Below are 18,096 nucleotides of genomic sequence, written 5' to 3'. Positions count from 1 at the left end.
GAAAATAAAAACGACATTGCTCATATGCCTATAGATTTTTTAATCGTTTCGTTATTCCGGTAACGAGAAGCTCGCTGCCGTTTGCGGTCTATTTGCCGCTTCTGTGTCTTATATAAAGCCCGTCGTTATTGCTCTTCTTCTTCCAAACCGGCCTCTTTTCTGAGTACCTCATCAAGCTCAACCACGTCGATAGCGACCCGGTTGACTGACGATGCATGCAGCAGGCCACCCAGTGACAGGCCGCCCAGCAGACCCACATCCTTTCCCTGACGGCAGATCTCAACCACGATCATGGAGATATTCTTGCTGCCCTCTTCGCGGTCTCTTTCCGGTAATTCAGGAAGATATTCTTCACCCGGCAGCGTTTCACTTTCCGTACACAGCGCTTCTGCCGTGCCTCTGCTCAACTGCCAGTGCAGCTCACCGGTCTGACGCACGTTGCTGATTAACAGCTGGTAATTTCCTGCACCTTCCGTTGGCAACATCGTATCGAGTAGCCCTTGTAGACCTTTCTCATCCAGCTTCTGCTGCATCGCTAATATTGACGAAATAGCGCCCGCACGCTGTTCCATGCGCGTACGTTCAAGCCCGACGGTGTAGATATCCGCGCACAGCGACCCAATCGCCAACACAATGGGGAACGCTAACGCCGTTTCTACCGCCGTGGAGGCACGGTGAGAAAACCAGAAGCGGCGTATCACGCTCAGGAAACGGCTGGTTTTCGATACACGACTGGTTTTCAGTAACCGATCAGTCATTGCGCAGTTCCGTCCCAAATACATGTTTGTACTGATAGCGGAAGGTGTCACCCAGCGTTAACACTTCCGGCAACGGCGTAATAAACGCCTTTTTAATCTGCACCGTCACGGACCACACCGGCAGCGTCGTCGTTTCCTCGCCATTGGGGTTGTCCTGACTGCCATTTCCGTTCGTCAGCCCGCCAAGCTGGCTCAGATTGTCGAAGTGCAACACGCTGACGGTTAAATCGTCTTCTTTGAGGTAGCCGTATCCCGCTTCAACCATGCGCGCCTTTAGACGGGTTCCCATCTGCTCCGCGCTGTCCGAGGCGAGGTTATCAAGGCGGAAAGCCTGCACGGCTTTATCCAGCGCGGCGCTGCCGGCAGCGATCACCAGCCCGATACGCGCCAGTTCAAACAGCATCATCACCCCGACCAGCACCACCGGCACCAGAAACGCCACTTCCGTCGCAATCACGCCGCGCGTGCTGCGCCAGTGGCGTTCATGGCGCGGCACGATGCATTGCACTCTGCCTTGCACTATGCCCTTATCACGCCACGGGCCGAGATTACGAAGCCATGCCATTACTCAGGCATACTCAATTGCAGGCGTTGACGGCTGGATAACAACAGCGCTTCACCGCGGGATTTATCCTGCTGCATCTGCTGTAAACGCTGATTCAGCTCGTCGATCAGGCCATCGATACGCTGTGGCTGGGCAATGGTTGCCAGCGCTGCACGCGCGTCGTCGTCTCTGCCGCTAGAGAGATAGGACAGCGCCAGATTCAGTCTGCCAGTTGCATTACTCTCATCCACCGAACGCAGCAGAGAAATCGCCTTGTCTGCGTTGCCACTTGCCAGCCATGAGAGCGCCAGATTGTTGAGTGCCGCGACATCTGCCGGGTTTATCTGCAACGCTTTTTCAAACAGCTGACGCGCTTCTGCGTGTTTGCCTGAGGCATCCATCACCACGCCCATGCCATTGAGTGCGCCCGCGTCATTCGGCTGTGCTTTCAGTGCACAGGCAAAGTCGGTTTGCGCCATCGCATTACGTCCCAATGCCAGCTGCGAACGGCCCATTCCCAGACACACCGCCAGCGCTTCTTCCTGCGTCATTTTATTGGTATCGCCACCCAGCGCCTGACGTGCGCGTCCGTACAGCTCCAGCGTTTGCTGCGGTGAACGCGCCAGAGCCGCAACGCTGGCATACTCCAGCATCTCTGCGCCTTTCAGCGCATCACGGCTGTCGAGGCGCGCGTACACTTCCGTCGCTGCTTCAACACGGCCCTGATCGCGCAGCAAGCGTGCCAAACGCAGGCCTTCATCTTTACTGCCTTTAATCGCCATCGAGCTGCTGCATCCCGCCAGCACGGTACTGACAATCAGCAGTGCCAACATGGGCGCGCCGCGCTTAAGTTTTGCTACCAGATCGACCATCTTCGTAACTCCATCGGTTGTAACTCTGGTGATTTCCGGCTGATACCGGGAATCAATGTTTTTAAAGTCAATGCTTTTAAAATCAATGCTTTTAAAATCAATGCCCTGAAAATAACAAGCTACTGCGCCAGCAGGCGGATCACTCGCACCAGTGCAGGCGATGCCATAATGGCGATAATCGGTGGCAGGATCAGCGCCATCAATGGCACGCTCAGCTGCGCAGGCAATTTACCCGCCTTCTCTTCCAGCCCCAGAATCAGCGTCTTGCGGCTTTCATCCGCAATCGTGCGCAGCGCCTGAGACAGCGGTGTGCCGTAGCGCTCCGCCTGAATCAGCGTCGCCACCATGCTTTCGATCTCGCTGACGCGGGTACGCTCCGCCAGATGCTTCATCGCCAGCGTACGATCCGACAGGATCTGTAATTCGGCGGCGGTGTAGTGCAGTTCATCCGCCATTTCCGGTGAAGACAGCCCCAGCTCTTTCGATACCACCTGCAACACGCGTCCGATAGGCAGACCGGCTTCGGCGCAGACCACCATCAGATCCAGCGCATCCGGCACCGCACGCGCCAGCTTTTCACCCCGGCTTGCCGCGCGCCATTTCAGCCACCACTCGGGCACCATCGAACCGACAAAGAAGCCAATCAGCCCCGCAGCTACGCCCGTCAGGCCCGCACGGTCAGCAGGTGGCAACCATCCCCACACCAGCGCGATAGCGAACAGCGCCCCGGCGGCAAATTTTCCCATGACCAGCCAGCCTACCGCTTCGCTGTGGCGGATCCCGGCCAGATCCAGCAGGCGGCGCAGATTGCGGCGATCGCGATCCGATCCCGACAAACGCTCGCCCTGCGTGGCAATCGGCTGCAACAGCTTTTCCAGCAGGGGAGAGAGTGTTGCTCCCTGGCCTCTCAGGATATTTTCCTGAGAGGCCGCCTCTATAGAGGCGACGGGCAGATGCCCACGCATGCGAATTTCCAACTGCTTGTATTGCTGCGCTTTATGCTGCGTACGTGCAAGGTAAATCCCGGCCACCATCAGCACGAGCGCCAGCAGCAGTAAGGGATCGTCAAAAACAGTCATGAATGGCTCTCCCTTTACCCTATCCGTTTAACCATAACGTGCGTGATCAACATACCGACCGAGACGCTGCACAAGGCGTAAATCAGTACCGTCGTCCCCACCGGATCGGAGAACAAGAAACTGAAATCCTCCGGTGATTTCATGTACAGATAAGCCAGACAGCCGGGGAACAGCGCGGCGACAATCTTGGCAGACGCGCGCGCTTCCGACGTTTTGGATTGCACTTTCAGTTGCAGTTCCCGACGTTCACGCAGCGTAGCGGACAGACGCTCCAGCGTTTCCCCCAGTCGCCCACCCGCTTCCTGATTGATGATCAGAATCACCACGAAAAAGCGGTATTCGGACATCGGCACCCGTGTCGCCGAGGCCTGGATCACCTGACGCAGCGGAATCCCCAGCCGCAGCCAGTGATCGATCGTCTTGAATTCATTCGCCAGCGGCCCGGTCAGGTGCTCAGCGACAATCGAGAAAGTATTCGCCACGGGCACACCGGCACGGCAGCTGCGGGTAATGGCATCAATGGCTTCCGGCAGGCTCTCGCGCAGCGCTTTCAGGTGTTTTTGCAGCGTCGAACGGAATAACAACATGCCGATACTGATAAACAGCACCAGCGTAAATATCAGCCCCATCGTGAGCGGCAACAGGGTGCGTTGCCCCAGAATCATGCCGAGAATCAGGCTCACCGCCGCCAGCGAAAGAGAACGCTGAAGCAAGTTCTTTTTCCAGCCAATGAACGTCATCTGCGCCCAGAGGATCGCCAGCCAGCGCCCAATCACCGGGACACCCATCAGCGGCGTGGCGATCTCGTCACGCAGAATGGAATCAGACGCCACGGCGGCAGCCGATGGGCTGACCTCGTTCAAAATCTGCTGCCAGCGTTGTTCACGCTGCATACGCTGCTGCCGTGATTTTCTCCAGGCGTTGACCGCCAACAGCAGCATCAGCACGCTGCCAAACACCAGCAGCGTGATCAGATTCAGGCGTAAATCACTCATCGCGTCTCCTCAGCCCGTCACTGCGCATCGAACAGATGCGCTTTATCGCTGTAGAACTGCGGGCGCTGAATGTGCTGAACATATTCACCCGTCAACAGACCTTGTCCATCCATCCCCTGAATGTTGAAGCTGAACAGATCCTGAAGCTGGATCACCTCGTTCTCCATGCCACACACTTCGGTAATGGACACCACGCGGCGCATGCCGTCACGCATACGTTCGATCTGCACGATCAGGTGCACCGCGCTGGCGATCTGACGGCGGATCGCCATCAGCGGCAGCTGCATGTTGGCCATCATCACCATGTTTTCCAGACGCTGTATCGCGTCCCGCGAGGTATTGGCGTGCACCGTACACAGCGAACCGTCGTGACCCGTGTTCATTGCCTGCAACATGTCGAAGCTCTCGCCGCCGCGCACCTCACCCAGAATGATGCGATCGGGGCGCATACGCAGGGCGTTACGCATCAGATCGCGCTGGTCGACGCGGCCAGTGCCTTCGGCGCTGACAGGACGGGTTTCCAGCCTCACCACGTGTTCTTGCTGCAATTGCAGTTCGGCGGCATCTTCAATGGTGATGATGCGATCGGTGATGCCGATTTTCTGCGACAGCGCATTCAGTAAGGTGGTTTTACCCGCCCCCGTTCCGCCGGAGACGATCACGTTAACGCGCGCCTGCATCGCTTTATTCAAGACATCTGCCATCGCGTAGGACATGCAGCGGCGCTCTGCCAGCATTTCCAACGACAGGTTGCGGCGCATAAATTTACGGATTGAGATCGTGGTGCCGTCGATCGCCAGCGGATAGGTGATGACGTTGACGCGGCTACCGTCCGGCAGACGCGCATCCACCATCGGGCTGGCTTCGTCGATACGACGCCCCACCGCGGCGGCAATACGCTGCGCGGTGTTAAACACATGCTCTTCATCAATGAAGGTAATCGGCGACAGTTCCAGCTTGCCAAAACGCTCGACAAACACCTGACCAGCACCGTTGACCAAAATATCGTTGACCGTCTCATCCGACAGCAGCGGCTGGATCGGCCCGATCCCGGTCATCTCATCCAGCATTTCGGCGGCGATAGCTTCTTCTTCCTGCCGCGAAAGCTGTAAGCGCTGCTCATCACAGATCCGGCGGATCACCGTTTCGATCTGCACTAACAGCTTGTCACGCCCCATCATCGCCGCTTTACCCGCGTCGATCTGATCGTAGAGCTGTGCGCGGATAATCCGACGCTGGCTGTTTCGGTTGTCCGTCTGGCGGGCAGCCGGTGCAGATCCAGAAGACGTGTTCGCCGCAGGCTGTGTGCGGTTCTCCGCAGCCGGACGCGTTTTCAGTTCTGCCACGTTGGCAGCAGGCGCAGGCTGAGGCGTACTTTTTCCTGCTTCACTTTTTTGCAGGTTATTCTTGCGAATCAACATAATCCTTAACCCCAAAAAACAGTCCGTAACCCTTTGAAAAACGGTGCACGCTGAACATCATCACGCGCGTTTTAACCAACGTGAGAACCAGCGTTTTTCCGCCGGTCTGGCACGTACGCCGCAGGCCAGATCGACCAGTTGGCGTAATCCCTGCTGGAAGGCAGGTGCCGCAGCCAGATTCAGCGCGCCGAGCGTCAGGCTCTGCGACAGCGCGTGGCCCGCATTCGGCAGCACGACATCAATCTTCCGACCGGTAAATTGCTCGAACTGATCGCGGCTTAACGGCGCGGTCGTAGCAAAACGGCTCTGGTTATGCACCAGCAGCAGGCGTTGCCCTTCGCTTTCATCGCCGATCTCATTCAGTACGCGCCGCACATTACGCGCATCCTGAAGCGTCAATTCCGTCACGATGATGCGCAGATCCGCGTAAGTCAGCACGTCCAGCGCACCGGTTGGGTAGCTGCTAGGCAGATCCCAAATCACCTGATTGAACATGCGGCACAGCGCACCGCCGAGGTTCAGCACGTTATCCACGTCAACCGGAGCCAATTCCCCTAGTTCCGGCTTCTGTGCCAGCAGGTGCAGACGGGTATCCACGCGCAGCATGGCACGCTGTAATAGTCGGGTATCCAGTTCCTGCGTCCCCAACACCGCCGCCAGACCCGCGTCATCGGTTTGCCCCTGCAACAGCAGTTGGTCGCCGTTACGACGGTCAAAATCCACCAGTGCCACAGGCAAGTGGCGTTCGCCGGACAGCAGGCGACTCAGCCCCATCGCCACAGTACTTGCGCCGCTTCCGCCGCTGGCGCCGACGATAGCAATCGTTCTGCCCATGCGGGCATATTCTGGCCCAGCCTGTTGGCCTTCACACTTCGCCAGCGTTGCCGCCAGCAGATCCAGCGTGAGCGGCTTCACCAGATAGTCCACCACGCCCGCCTGAAGCAGTGCGCGATACAAACCGACATCCTGCTCTTTGCCTATCGCAATCACCTGGCTGGTGGGGCCGCAAACGCTCAGCAGTTCTTCCAGTGCCGGAAGTGGCCAGTGCGCCCCTTCCAGATCCACCAGTAAAATACGCGGCGGTACATTCAGCTCGCACCATTGGCGCGCCGCGGCGATGCCGCCAGACATCACCGGAACATCCGGCTGTTTCAGACGGGTGAAGAGATCGCTGAGGTCAGCGACATCGCGTACGTCATTGGCGAATGCCACCAGCGGTAGCGCCAGCTCTTCACCATCGTTAGGGGTAATTTCACTCATGGAATGTCACGCCCTTAATCTTCTTCAAAGTTAATGTCGATGAGCTCTTTCACTTCATCTTTGTGATAGCGTTCGATGCTATTGACCGCCGCCACGCCATCCGCACTGTCCAGCGCTTTCGCCTGAATCAGATCGCGTGGTTCGGCGACCATCATCGCCAGATTGTTTTGCGTAGCGCAGCCGAGAGAACCAATCGCCTCATAGGGCTTCACCATCAGCTGATTGGGGTCATTGATCGTGCAGCGGGTGGTTTTGACCACCAGCGCTTCGGAGATCACTTCCAAATCGCCATTCTGTCCACTCGCCGTAGAACGGCGCATCTGCTTCACATTCTGTGGATTAGCACCGGCGTTTTTCAGCACGGTAGCCAGTCGCCCTGCCATTTGCTCGCCGCTCGCGCTATGCGGGATAAGCGTTAGCGTCTGTGCGGAGAGCCGTCCCTGATCTTTCAGCATGATATTGAGTTGTCTCAGGGATTCAGGAAGGAACCCGCGCCCGTTCGGTGCAACCAGTAACGGCACGGACACCGATGAAGGCTGGACAGCAATGGGTTGAAGCCCTGGCTGATCAAAGCGCTGCATACGTACGTCGTTAATCGGCTTATTCCATCCGCAGCCTGCCAGTAGAACAACGGCGGTAAGCACAGCCGCACGCATGGGCAGTGGGCGGAGCAGAGGGTGACGGTTGTTGATCGTTTTCATGTTTTATTGCCCCTCGCGGACTCAGTAGAGATAGCCGATAGATGCAGAACGCGGCATAGACGAATCCAGCATTTTTACGCCTTGTCCCGGCGTCTGGAGATCGCCCGCGTTAACGGGCTCAACGACATAGGCGGTCGCGATAATCACCAATTCTGTTTCTTCCTGACTGGTGGATTCGCTTTCAAACAGGCGGCCAAACATCGGGACACTACTTAATCCCGGCACGCCGTTGATCGTCTGGCTACCGGCGCTACGCAGCATGCCCGCCAGTGCAAAGCTCTGTCCGCTGGCCAGCTCTACCGTGGTATCCGCACGACGTACCGTTAATGCTGGAATACGCGATCCGCCTTCCAACTGTACGGAACCGACGTCGGTCAGCTCACTGACTTCCGGTGCAATGTGCAGGCTGATGCGATTGGCAGAGAGCAGCGTTGGCGTCATGCGCAGAATCACACCGTAGGATTTGTAATCAATGCTGACGCTGTTATTGGTGATCAGGACGATTGGTACTTCACCACCCGCGGCAAACGCAGCGGTTTCCCCTGACATCGCCGTCAGGTTAGGTTCAGCCAATACGGTCGCCATGCCCTGTTGGTTCATGGCGGTTAACAATCCGCTCAGTCTGGAGCGACCAAAGTTCAGGAAGCCCGCATCCGTTGGGTTAGCAAATCTCCCCGTCGTGGCGTTGAACAGATTAAGACGCGAACCGCTGCCTGCGGTCATGTTGCCGCTACCGGTGCTCAGCGATGCCGCCCAGTTGAAGCCCAGTTCGCTGGTTAACTTGCGGGACACTTCCACCACGCGCACCTGAATATTGATTTGCGAAGGCGTTTTGATTTTGAGCTGGTTGATCACTTTGCCGGAGGATTCGCTGGAGCCTGGCAGTCTTTCGCCTCCACCACCCTGCCCGCCGCCGCCGGAGGACGCGCTGATATAAGCCTGTATGCTGTCGATCACGCGCTTGGCATCCTGCGGGGTATCGACGCTGCCGCGCACAATCACGCCGCTGGGAATCGAGGCTTCCAGTTGGATATCCGCACCGGGGAATTCACGCTTCATGCGTTCACCCAGTGCTTTCAAATCATGCTCGGACACCAGACGAATGGCGTTGATCACATTGCCATTTTCATCCATCGCGTAGAGCGTGGTGGTACCGACGCTTTTAGCGTAGACAAACAGATTACCCGGTGAAGGCAGTTCAAAACTGGCAATATTCGGATCGGCCACCAGCACGCTGTCCGGCAGCGCATTGAGGTGCAGTAACCGTCCCTGATTCACGGTCAGTCGCACCTCATCGGTGACTGGTGCTACCGATACACCGGCAGCCAGCGTGGTCGCAGGCAACATCATCGTCGTCAGCGTGACAGGCAATACTGCATTAAACAGGCCAGCGGCCAGCAATCGTTTGCACGTACCCCGAAAGTCCGATTTCAAAAACAGCGAAAACATCGTCATTTACTTAATTCCGTAATGGGCTTCATTTTTCCATGAGCAACTTGCGGCACCCCGCAGGCTGTCAGATTGCGTGTTCTTCCTATCGGGAGGGGAACGTCACCACGTCTTTTTGCTCAGCGCGATAGATTTTCACTTTGTGTCCGCCGGATCCGGCAGATAGCGCTCCGTAGATATCGGTCGCCAGCGGAACCGTGGTCACGTGTGGTCGCCCTGTGGCCGGATCGACCGCGTCATCCAGATCGGCACTGCGCAGTGCCAAATGCAGAATGCCCAGTTCTTTGGCAACCGCCAGCGCTTCAGCCTGCTGAGGCGTCACTTCCAGCGTCACGGTTTGATAGGTCGCAGGACGAGAACGCACGGCAGACTCACGGCTTTTGGCGGTGGCATCAAGCACCGTACCGTCTTCCGCGGTATCAAAGCGTGGGTATACCGGTGTACCGGTTTTATCGTTCAGCGCCAATACGCGTAAATCGCGCACGATCGTTTGTGATGCCAGCAGTGGCATCACAACAGGCTGATTACGACTTGCAGGTAGCTCTGACTGATCGTCTCGTTTCATACTGAGGATCACATCAACACGATCGCCAGCGGACACTAACCCGGCATTGCTCGCAATAGCGCTTGTAGGAACGGAGATAGCACGCATCCCTTTACGCAGCACCGCAGCAACAAAGCCCGGCTCATTGGGATTCACAACAACATTACTGCTTAGCCACGAGCCTTCCTTCACCGTTTCACGCAGGGTCGCGCCCAATAGCAGGGACTGCTTGTCCTGACCGCGAACGAAGTTAAACGCACGGGAAACCGATTCATCCGTGGTCTGCCAACGCAGCGAGCTAGAATCAATGAAATCACCGGGATGCAGATCTTTCGCGGCCACCAAAACAGCAGTTTTTTCCGGCGCTTTAACCACGACCGGAGGCGGCGCAGGGGGTTCAGAAGAGAGATGGCTACGCACCATCAGCGCAACAATGCCTGCCAGCACGAGCGCGCCTGACAGTACGTATGTAGAGTTCACTTTCATTTCAACTTGCCTACCCTAGCGTGTGTGTCTTAAAGCTGCGACAGAATTAAAACAAGGGAAAAATCAGGACATACATCGCGCCGAACGCAATGGCGACGCCGTAAGGTATGCCTTGAGAAAGATCGGCGGGCAACGCGGGTGGCATAGGCAACCGACTCTTGAATATCCGGTTGGTGGTTTGAATGCCCATCGCAACCGCTGTGGGTACGGTATTCAACAACGGCAGACTGAGCGCCAGAACACCGCCCGCCAGCGCCGTCACCATGACGAAAACGATCTGGTGTCCTTGCCCAACCCACAGGCACAGCACACTCATCAGCTTGACATCCCCGGCGCCTAATCTGCCGGTGAGGAAAAGCACAAATCCCACAACCAGTACTGCCGCCGCGCCAGGCAGCGCCCAGAGCGTTTTCCGTAGTGCCAACATATCTAACGCACCGGATTGCAGGACATGTGAAGCGCTGAAAAACAGCCAGCCCAGCAATAAAATCAGTACCGCCTGATTCGTAATTTTGCGTACTAACAGGTCGGTACTGATACACCACAGCAGACACCCCATCAGCAGTGCCGTCTGCGGCCAGTGCGCGTAATCCGCCATCTCGCGCTTATTTCGCGGCGCCGGATGTACCGCCGCTGGTGCCCGTACCAGTAATTTGATCGGCGATTTGGGTGAATTTCTCATTCAGCGCTTTCACGAAGATACCGTCGCCGCCGAAAATAGCGCCGATGGCTGCTGCCATTGCCGCTGCAAGAATGCCGTATTCGATAGCCGTTACACCGCTCTCGTCACGCAGGAAAGAACGCAGTTTTGCTTTCATATTTTTCATGGGAAGACTCTCTAATCCGCAGGCAAAGAAATCATGGCCTACTCGGGAATTCGGGGGATGCCATGATGATAATAAGATTAATAATGAGACTTATTATCAAGAGCCGCAAGCAGTAGAACATTAATATTCGTTAATCTTTCCATGCAAAAAATTATCAATATAAATCAATAATTAACACACTTTACATTGCAGGAAAAATTAATAAATATTCATGTTTTTTGCAGGGATATTCATAAACGCTCAAGAGAAAATGATCGTGGTAAGCAGGGAAAACCCACTTACCGCGCGTCGTATTCATCGCGGAAAAAGAGGATTAGCAGCGATTAAGGCACAGGTAAACGTTCAGACCCGGCTCTGAGGAGTCCAGATAGAGCTTGCCACCGTGCAGGTCGGTAATCGCCTGCACCAGAGATAATCCCAGCCCATAGCCGGACTGAAACCAGGTATCCAGCCGCTGAAAGCGTTGTAACGCTTTGGCATGCAGCGCAGGCGGAATGCCCGGACCGCGGTCAGCAACGCTCAGGGCGATCCAGCCGCGATACAGCGTCACGCTCAACGTGATGTATTTTCCCTGCGCCGCGTATTTCAGCGCGTTCTCCACCAGATTGGCCAGCGCCTGAAACAGCAACGCCCGGTCGCCAAAGAGTTGGATACCGGCTTTAATTTCAATTTTCAGACGACAGCCGCGCTCTTCCGCCAGCGGCTGATAATATTCGGCAATTTCTTCCAGCAGCTGGCGCGCTTCAATGTTTTCAAATTGGTGCACACAGCGCCCGCTTTCGATTTCACCGATACGCATCACGGTACGGAATAGCCCGAGGATTTTATGCACCTCGTCCACCGCCAGATTCAACTCATCACGAATGTCGTTATCCAGCCCTGCGCGTTCCGTCAGGTTGAACAAGCGATTTTGCAGATGCGTCAGCGGCGTACGCAGTTCATGCGCGACATGGCTGGAGGTGCTGCGCACCTGTTCCATCAGGCGCTCAATGCGTTCCAGATTCTGGTTAATATCGGCACTCAGGCTGTCAAAATCATCGTCGTAAGGCGACAGCGGCATACGCACCTGTTGCTCACCGCTGCTGTAGCGATGCAGCGCCGCACGGATTTTCTCCACGCTGCGCAGGCTGCGTAAGCTGAAATGACGGCTGACAAACAGGCAGAAAAGCAGCACGACAAACAGTCCCGCCCCCGCCACGAGCGGGATGGTCCTCACCCGTTCTAACATGGGCCGAATGTTGTAAGCGGTAAACAGCACGCCCCCGTCATCCAACATCACGGACAAACCGATCAGATTGGGGTCGTCAGGGCTGGAAATTTCGGCTTTAAGACAGCTGACATCCATCTGGCAATCGGTATGCTGTCGCATTTCCAGAGGGTGTGAATTTGCAGTATGGGGGGTTAAAAGATGCGTTCTTAAAGGATGATTGTGATACAAAATATCACCGTGTTTATCCATTACCAAAAACAGCGGTAATTCATCCCCTTTCGCTCGATTATCCTGCCGTAATTGCGTAATCAGACTATCGGCATTCGTTAAACGCGACTGCATCGAGTAATCGTAAATATTACCCAGAATAACTTCGCGGACATGCGTTCTAATCAGCGTTTCACTTAATGAACTGAAGCCGACAATACACATCAGCATCATCAATAAGAACAGAAAAACAATGGTTATTGCCTGGCGAAAATTAGAGGTGCATAAAAAGCCTGGGTATTGGCTTGCCCCCAGTAATTGCCAGTGTTTTATTTTTACCTGCCAGCGCTGCCCGAGCTTCTTTATTTTTATTTTATTCAGCGTGGCTGCCAACATCGGTTTTGTCCTTATCTACCGCGCCTAATGCGTAGCCCATCGCTCTCAGCGTTTTAATTAATGGACGCGGGAATCCTTTATCAATTTTTGCCCGCAGTTTTGACATATGAACGTCGATCAGATTGGTCTGCGGATCAAAATTGTAGCCCCATACGCGCTCTAACAGCATCGTACGCGTAATCGCCTGACCCGGATTTTCCATTAATATAATCAGTAACTTGATTTCTTTATCTGTCAAATCGATACGCTTGCCGCCGCGCCATGCAACGCGCTGCATACGGTCAAGTTGCAGATCTTCAAAGCTCAGCATGGAAGGATTATCAACATGGCGTTTACCGCGCCGCGCCATAATATCCAGACGTAATCTAAGCTCATTAAAATTAAAAGGCTTGCCGAGATAATCTTCCGCACCAAGCTCTAGGCCCATCACCCGATCGACATCACGATCCAGGGCAGAGAGCAGCATAATAGGCGGATGACGTGAGCCTTGTAATTCACGTAATACCGTAAATCCATCCATGATGGGTAACATTCTGTCCAGCAGAACGACATCATAAACTTCATCCTTGATTGCTTTTAATGCGTGTGCGCCATCGTGCACCATTCGGCAAGAATGGCCGTGGGAATGTAATTTAGACCCCAGCCAATGGCACAGCACAGAATCATCATCAACCACTAATACACGCATAATTTTCCCCTATAAACGTGGCTTATTACCTAATTAATTCAGGGTTAATGTCCGTTTATTTTTATCTGGTCCTTCAAACAGCCATTCACCCCACACGATGTTGATACCGTGCAGGCCGTTTTTTGCTTCTCGTTTTTTTACTTTTCTGTTTTTTACTTCTCTACTTTTCACTTATGAGAAAAGTCCTACGGATAATAACAATCATTATCATTTAGTGACAAGCAGTTTACAATCGCCTGACGTCGTTCTTAGACTGGACGCATAAAAAACATCCCCATCGCTTACGCCATGGGGATGCAGAGGAAGAAAAGAGAAGAGAAAGAAATCAACGCGGTAATGGGGATCGTCTCACCGCGTCTTACTCATTTTCGATCAGAAGCGCTTCCATCAGATCGAGGTCGCGCAGCATTTTTTGCAACGTCTCATTGCTGATTTGCTGCGTGGCACGCAGGTGATACAGCTCCGCACGTTCAGAATTCAGTGCGGTCAGACGAAAACGCCGCTCCAGATTCTCAATCAGCAGGCCGTTTTCAGGATCGTCTTTATCAATGAGCCGTCGGCGCAGATTACCGATGACGCGTGCGCTGACTTCTTTCAGCACCTGCTCATCAATGTTTTCCTCCCGATCGGCGGCCAGACGCTCCTCCATTTTGTGCATACTTTTGATCGCCACCTCTGCCACCGCCATACGCGCCATGCGAATTTCTTTGGCATGCGCGGCCTTGTCTGCGACCACCACACCACGCAGCAGAAACGGCAACGCCAGCACGCCACACAGCAGAGAAAACAAAATAACGCCCGTGGCGATAAACACCAGCTGATAGCGTGATGGGAACGCGGTGCCGTCAGTCAGCAGCAGCGGAATGGATAACACGCCCGCCAGCGTAATCGCCCCTCGTACGCCAGCAAAGGACGCGATCCACAGCTCGCGCGTGGAAAACTCAGCAAAGATCATCGGGCGCTTTTTCTGGATGTGCATGCTGTATCTTTTCATCACCCACAGCCAGCTGAAACGCAGCAGCAGTAGAGCACCATAGATGATCACGATATCGGTAAACAGCATCCAGGTTTCAACCGTTGGATCCAGCTCTGCCTGCGTCACCGAGGTTTCCAGAATATCCGGCAATTGCAGGCCCAGCATGATGAACACCATGCCGTTAAACACGAATTCCAACATCGACCACACGCCGTTTGCACGCAACCGCATCGCAAGCGGTGCGCTACGAATCACGCCCGACTGGCCGATAGTCATCCCCGCCGCTACCGCAGCCAGAATACCCGACACACCGATGTGTTCTGCAATCAGGTACGATGCAAAGGGCAACAGCAACAGCAGTACAATTTGCGTAGCGGCATCATCACCGCTCCAACGACTGATAGCACGCAGCGATTTACCGAATACCCAGGTCACACCGACGCCCGCCAGCAGCCCGCCCAGCGCCACCTGCATGAATTCCAGCGTCGCACCGGAAACCGTAAACACCATCGTGCCCATCGCAATCGCGACCGCAAACTTCAGCGACACCAGACCGGACGCATCGTTCATCAACGCTTCGCCCTGCAAAATGCCCATCAGCTTTTTCGGAATACGATCTTCACCGACGATACCAGACAGCGCGACGGCATCCGTTGGCGACAGCACGGCGGCCAGCGCAAAGGCCGCAATCAGCGGCATACCCGGCACCATCCAGTAGATGAAATAGCCGATGCCCACCACGGTAATCAGAACCAGAACCAGCGCCAGACCAATAATTTCCCGACCGTGTTTCAGGAACTCACGCGTCGGCGTTTTCCAGCCGTCGGCAAACAGTAGCGGCGGAATGAAGAGCACCATAAACAGCTCGGGATTGAAATCAACGTGTAAACCAAACTGAGGCCAGGCAAGGATGGCACCCAGCGCGATTTGCATTAAAGGCAGAGGGATTTGAAAAGGTAAAATGCGGGTAATCACCCCGGACAGGGATACAACCAGGGTCAAAATAAGAATCGTAAAAAATATTTCCATGCTTTCCTTAGACGTACTCCTAAATCAAAAAAACTCTACCTGTTAGCGAGCAAACGGCTCTTCCATATTTAACGCATTTAGCTCGGTATGAAAATGGATTTCTGGGTGGAGAAGAGAGGTTTTATCCTAAATAATTCAAGTTGCAAGAAGGCGGCGACACAGCGAATCCCCTGGAGCTTACACCAGTAAGTGACTGGGGTGAGCGAGGACAAATTGGCTTAGCCAATTTGAACGCCGCTTGCGGCGGCCCGTCAGGGCGAGGCTCAGCGATGAGCCGAGTATTGCCAACGCACGTGCAGCTTGAAGTATGACGGATAATTACTTTATTGATTATCACACAAGTAACATCAACCCAAAGCCAATAAAAGGGCACATAAAATCGCGTTTGGCGTGGGAAATGATAAGGAAGGGAAAGAAGAAGGAAAGCCCGAGGAATGACAGACCTTCTGGACGGTGCCAGAAGGTCTGTTGGGAAGAATTACAGCGCCCAACCGCCAGCGTAGAACACCACCAGCGCGACAGCAATCACCACGGTGCCGATGTTCAGTTTACGCCATTCGCCGGAGAAGATGCGGCCTAATACCAGCGCGCCAAAGCCCAGCATGATACCGGTCACGATGTTACAGGTCAGCACGATGAATACGGCGCACACCAGACCGGACATGGCATCCACGAAGTCATCAAAGTTCAGTTTGGAGACGTTGCCCAGCATCAGCAGGCCGACGTACATCAGCGCAGGTGCAGTGGCATAGCCAGGCACCAGATACGCTAACGGAGACACAAACAGCAGCAGCAGGAACAGCACACCTACTACGGTTGCCGTTAAGCCCGTTTTACCACCGGCTGCCGTACCCGCTGCGGATTCGATGTAAACCGCTGCCGGAGACGTCCCGACCAGACTGGAGAAAATGCTGCTCACGGAGTCTGCGGTCAGGGCTTTACCACCGTTGATGATTTGCCCGTCTTTATCCAGCAGGTTCGCCTGTCCGGCTACAGCGCGGATCGTACCAGTGGCATCGAACACGGCAGTCATCACCAGCGCCAGTACGCTCGGCAGAACCATCGGCTGCAATGCGCCCATGATATCCAGACTGAAGATCAGCGATGAACCGTCAGCCGCTGTCAGGCTCGGCAACGCAAAGAAGCCAGCGTATTTTACATTCGGGTCAAAAATCAGCCCCAGAATAGAGATCGCGATGATAACCAGCAGAATACCGCCCGGCACGCGACGCTTCTCTAAACCGATAGTCGCCGCCAGCCCCAGCAGGGACATAATGACAGGGAAAGAAGTGAAATCGCCCAGCGCGACTGGCAGACCGTCAATCGGGTTTTTTACCACCAGACCCACACCGTTGGCGGCAATAATCAGCAGGAACAGACCGATACCAATCCCCGTACCATGCGCCACGCCCATCGGCAGGTTGCGCAAGATCCAAGAGCGGATGCCCGTGACGGAAATGATGGTGAACAGCACACCCATCAGGAAGATCGCCCCCAATGCCACAGGAATACTGATTTGTTGCCCCAGCACCAGACTGAACGCGGTGAATGCCGTCAGCGAAATCGCGCAACCAATCGCCATTGGCAGATTGGCCCACAATCCCATCAGCAGCGACCCCAGCCCGGCAACCAGACAGGTTGCAACGAACACGGCGGTAGGCGGGAAGCCAGCCTTGCCCAGCATACTCGGAACCACAATGACGGAGTAAACCATCGCCAGAAACGTCGTCAGGCCAGCTAACACTTCCTGACGCACGTTACTGCCGCGCTGTGTAATTTTGAAAAAAGCATCAAGCGAGCCCTGCGAGCCTGCCTGACGGGTGGTGTTTGACATGGTGGTATCCCCTGAAATGTCATTATTATTTAAGATTAATTCTGAGCAGTTCCCGCAGCCTTGCCCCGCGAACACATCTGCACACTCATTCGTAATGCACATAACGCGCCATGAGCCCTATGGCTCCGCACGCAAACGATTAACTCGCTGAATGCGAAACCGGAAAACGTTGTCGTATCAAGATATTGACGTATAAAACACTGCTGTATTAAACGGGCGGCACTAAAACAAGCTGGACAAAACGGCACCAGGCAATAGAAGCGCGTGATTATCCCGCTTCACCCGCGCTTATTTCAACTGCTAATCGAGACAATTTACCTATCTCACTTCATCTGTCCGGTAAGGAAGCGCCCAGCCCGTACAGGTAATGCTCAATCAGGTAACTCGCTGAAAGTGGGTCAGTATGAAGAAAAAGCAGAAAGGGTTCTTAGACGGAAATCAAAACAGCGGTTTACTCCTCACAAACTGATCGTTCATTTTTTTGTGATTCACATCACAAAAAAGTTGACCATCCGTATCAGTGCGAGTATTCTTAAAAACGTGAACAGCATCACAGAAAAAAATCAACTAACAACGAGGAAATGACCATGAAACTGCTGAACAAAATCATCGCTATGTTTGAAAACATCAACATCAACTTTGGTACTTTCAACCAATAATTATTTAAGAATCGTGGGGATAAAAAAGATGCGCGTTGTCCGCAAAATCAATCAAATATTAAAAGCGTTGGGCAAAACCTATCGCGGTGTTAACCCCCACGCTATCTTCCGTTAATCGTACTTAAGTACGTTAACCACCATAAAATGGCTGCCATCTGGCG

The 18,096-nt window shown here is 54.4% G+C and carries 17 protein-coding genes; all 17 read right to left on the bottom strand.

Translation table 11 applies throughout. The features are described 5' to 3' along the window. Positions 1-125: 125 nt before the first annotated feature. The 17 genes from K7X24_RS14990 to K7X24_RS14910 all read right to left on the bottom strand — a co-directional run bounded on the left by K7X24_RS14990 (position 126) and on the right by K7X24_RS14910 (position 17,276). Complete coding sequence (locus K7X24_RS14990; RefSeq protein WP_039470882.1) at positions 126-758, bottom strand: TadE/TadG family type IV pilus assembly protein; 633 nt, start codon at positions 756-758, stop codon at positions 126-128. Beyond that, positions 751-1,323 carry a hypothetical protein gene (locus tag K7X24_RS14985; RefSeq protein WP_116361866.1) on the bottom strand — a complete coding sequence of 191 codons (573 nt, stop codon included), beginning with the start codon at positions 1,321-1,323 and terminating at the stop codon, positions 751-753. Before K7X24_RS14985 ends, K7X24_RS14990 begins: the two co-directional genes overlap by 8 nt. After that, entirely contained in the window at positions 1,323-2,174 is an 852-nt protein-coding gene (locus tag K7X24_RS14980; protein WP_224555579.1) for a tetratricopeptide repeat protein, read from the bottom strand. Before K7X24_RS14980 ends, K7X24_RS14985 begins: the two co-directional genes overlap by 1 nt. Positions 2,175-2,293: 119 nt before the next feature. After that, a complete protein-coding gene (locus K7X24_RS14975) occupies positions 2,294-3,253 on the bottom strand; it encodes a type II secretion system F family protein (protein ID WP_224555577.1) in 960 nt (319 codons plus the stop codon). A 14-nt stretch (positions 3,254-3,267) separates the two neighbouring features. After that, the gene (locus K7X24_RS14970; RefSeq protein ID WP_039470877.1) at positions 3,268-4,248 is read right to left on the bottom strand and encodes a type II secretion system F family protein; all 981 of its coding nucleotides are present in this window, start codon (positions 4,246-4,248) and stop codon (positions 3,268-3,270) included. Between the two features lie 17 nt (positions 4,249-4,265). Then, positions 4,266-5,669 (bottom strand): CpaF family protein, encoded by a 1,404-nt coding sequence (locus K7X24_RS14965; RefSeq protein ID WP_109225331.1) that lies wholly within the window; start codon positions 5,667-5,669, stop codon positions 4,266-4,268. A 60-nt stretch (positions 5,670-5,729) separates the two neighbouring features. Continuing rightward, on the bottom strand, positions 5,730-6,929 hold the full coding sequence (locus K7X24_RS14960) for a histidine kinase (protein ID WP_039470873.1): 1,200 nt from the start codon (positions 6,927-6,929) through the stop codon (positions 5,730-5,732). A 14-nt stretch (positions 6,930-6,943) separates the two neighbouring features. Beyond that, entirely contained in the window at positions 6,944-7,630 is a 687-nt protein-coding gene (locus K7X24_RS14955; RefSeq protein ID WP_224555575.1) for a CpaD family pilus assembly protein, read from the bottom strand. A gap of 21 nt (positions 7,631-7,651) precedes the next feature. Then, the gene (locus tag K7X24_RS14950) at positions 7,652-9,085 is read right to left on the bottom strand and encodes a type II and III secretion system protein family protein (RefSeq protein ID WP_180782216.1); all 1,434 of its coding nucleotides are present in this window, start codon (positions 9,083-9,085) and stop codon (positions 7,652-7,654) included. A gap of 79 nt (positions 9,086-9,164) precedes the next feature. Further along, positions 9,165-10,109, bottom strand: coding sequence for a Flp pilus assembly protein CpaB (cpaB, locus tag K7X24_RS14945; protein ID WP_039534633.1), 945 nt, complete (start codon positions 10,107-10,109; stop codon positions 9,165-9,167). Positions 10,110-10,155: 46 nt separating this feature from the next. After that, complete coding sequence (locus tag K7X24_RS14940) at positions 10,156-10,707, bottom strand: prepilin peptidase (RefSeq protein ID WP_039470866.1); 552 nt, start codon at positions 10,705-10,707, stop codon at positions 10,156-10,158. 7 nt (positions 10,708-10,714) lie between these two features. Then, complete coding sequence (locus K7X24_RS14935; protein ID WP_010295686.1) at positions 10,715-10,936, bottom strand: Flp family type IVb pilin; 222 nt, start codon at positions 10,934-10,936, stop codon at positions 10,715-10,717. A gap of 313 nt (positions 10,937-11,249) precedes the next feature. After that, positions 11,250-12,749 (bottom strand): sensor histidine kinase, encoded by a 1,500-nt coding sequence (locus K7X24_RS14930; RefSeq protein ID WP_039470864.1) that lies wholly within the window; start codon positions 12,747-12,749, stop codon positions 11,250-11,252. Continuing rightward, positions 12,727-13,437 (bottom strand): response regulator transcription factor, encoded by a 711-nt coding sequence (locus K7X24_RS14925; protein WP_010295681.1) that lies wholly within the window; start codon positions 13,435-13,437, stop codon positions 12,727-12,729. The genes K7X24_RS14930 and K7X24_RS14925 overlap by 23 nt, the downstream gene beginning before the upstream one ends. A gap of 33 nt (positions 13,438-13,470) precedes the next feature. Further along, a complete protein-coding gene (locus K7X24_RS14920; protein WP_224555573.1) occupies positions 13,471-13,608 on the bottom strand; it encodes a hypothetical protein in 138 nt (45 codons plus the stop codon). Between the two features lie 187 nt (positions 13,609-13,795). After that, the gene (locus K7X24_RS14915; protein ID WP_161508827.1) at positions 13,796-15,442 is read right to left on the bottom strand and encodes a Na+/H+ antiporter; all 1,647 of its coding nucleotides are present in this window, start codon (positions 15,440-15,442) and stop codon (positions 13,796-13,798) included. Between the two features lie 478 nt (positions 15,443-15,920). Further along, a complete protein-coding gene (locus K7X24_RS14910) occupies positions 15,921-17,276 on the bottom strand; it encodes an NCS2 family permease (protein ID WP_105879143.1) in 1,356 nt (451 codons plus the stop codon). Positions 17,277-18,096 lie beyond the last annotated feature (820 nt).

It is taken from the genome of Pectobacterium versatile (assembly GCF_020166435.1).
GTDB lineage: Bacteria > Pseudomonadota > Gammaproteobacteria > Enterobacterales > Enterobacteriaceae > Pectobacterium > Pectobacterium versatile.
The sequence above is the reverse complement of the archived record's forward strand: the minus strand, read 5'-3'. Positions and strand labels throughout refer to the sequence as shown.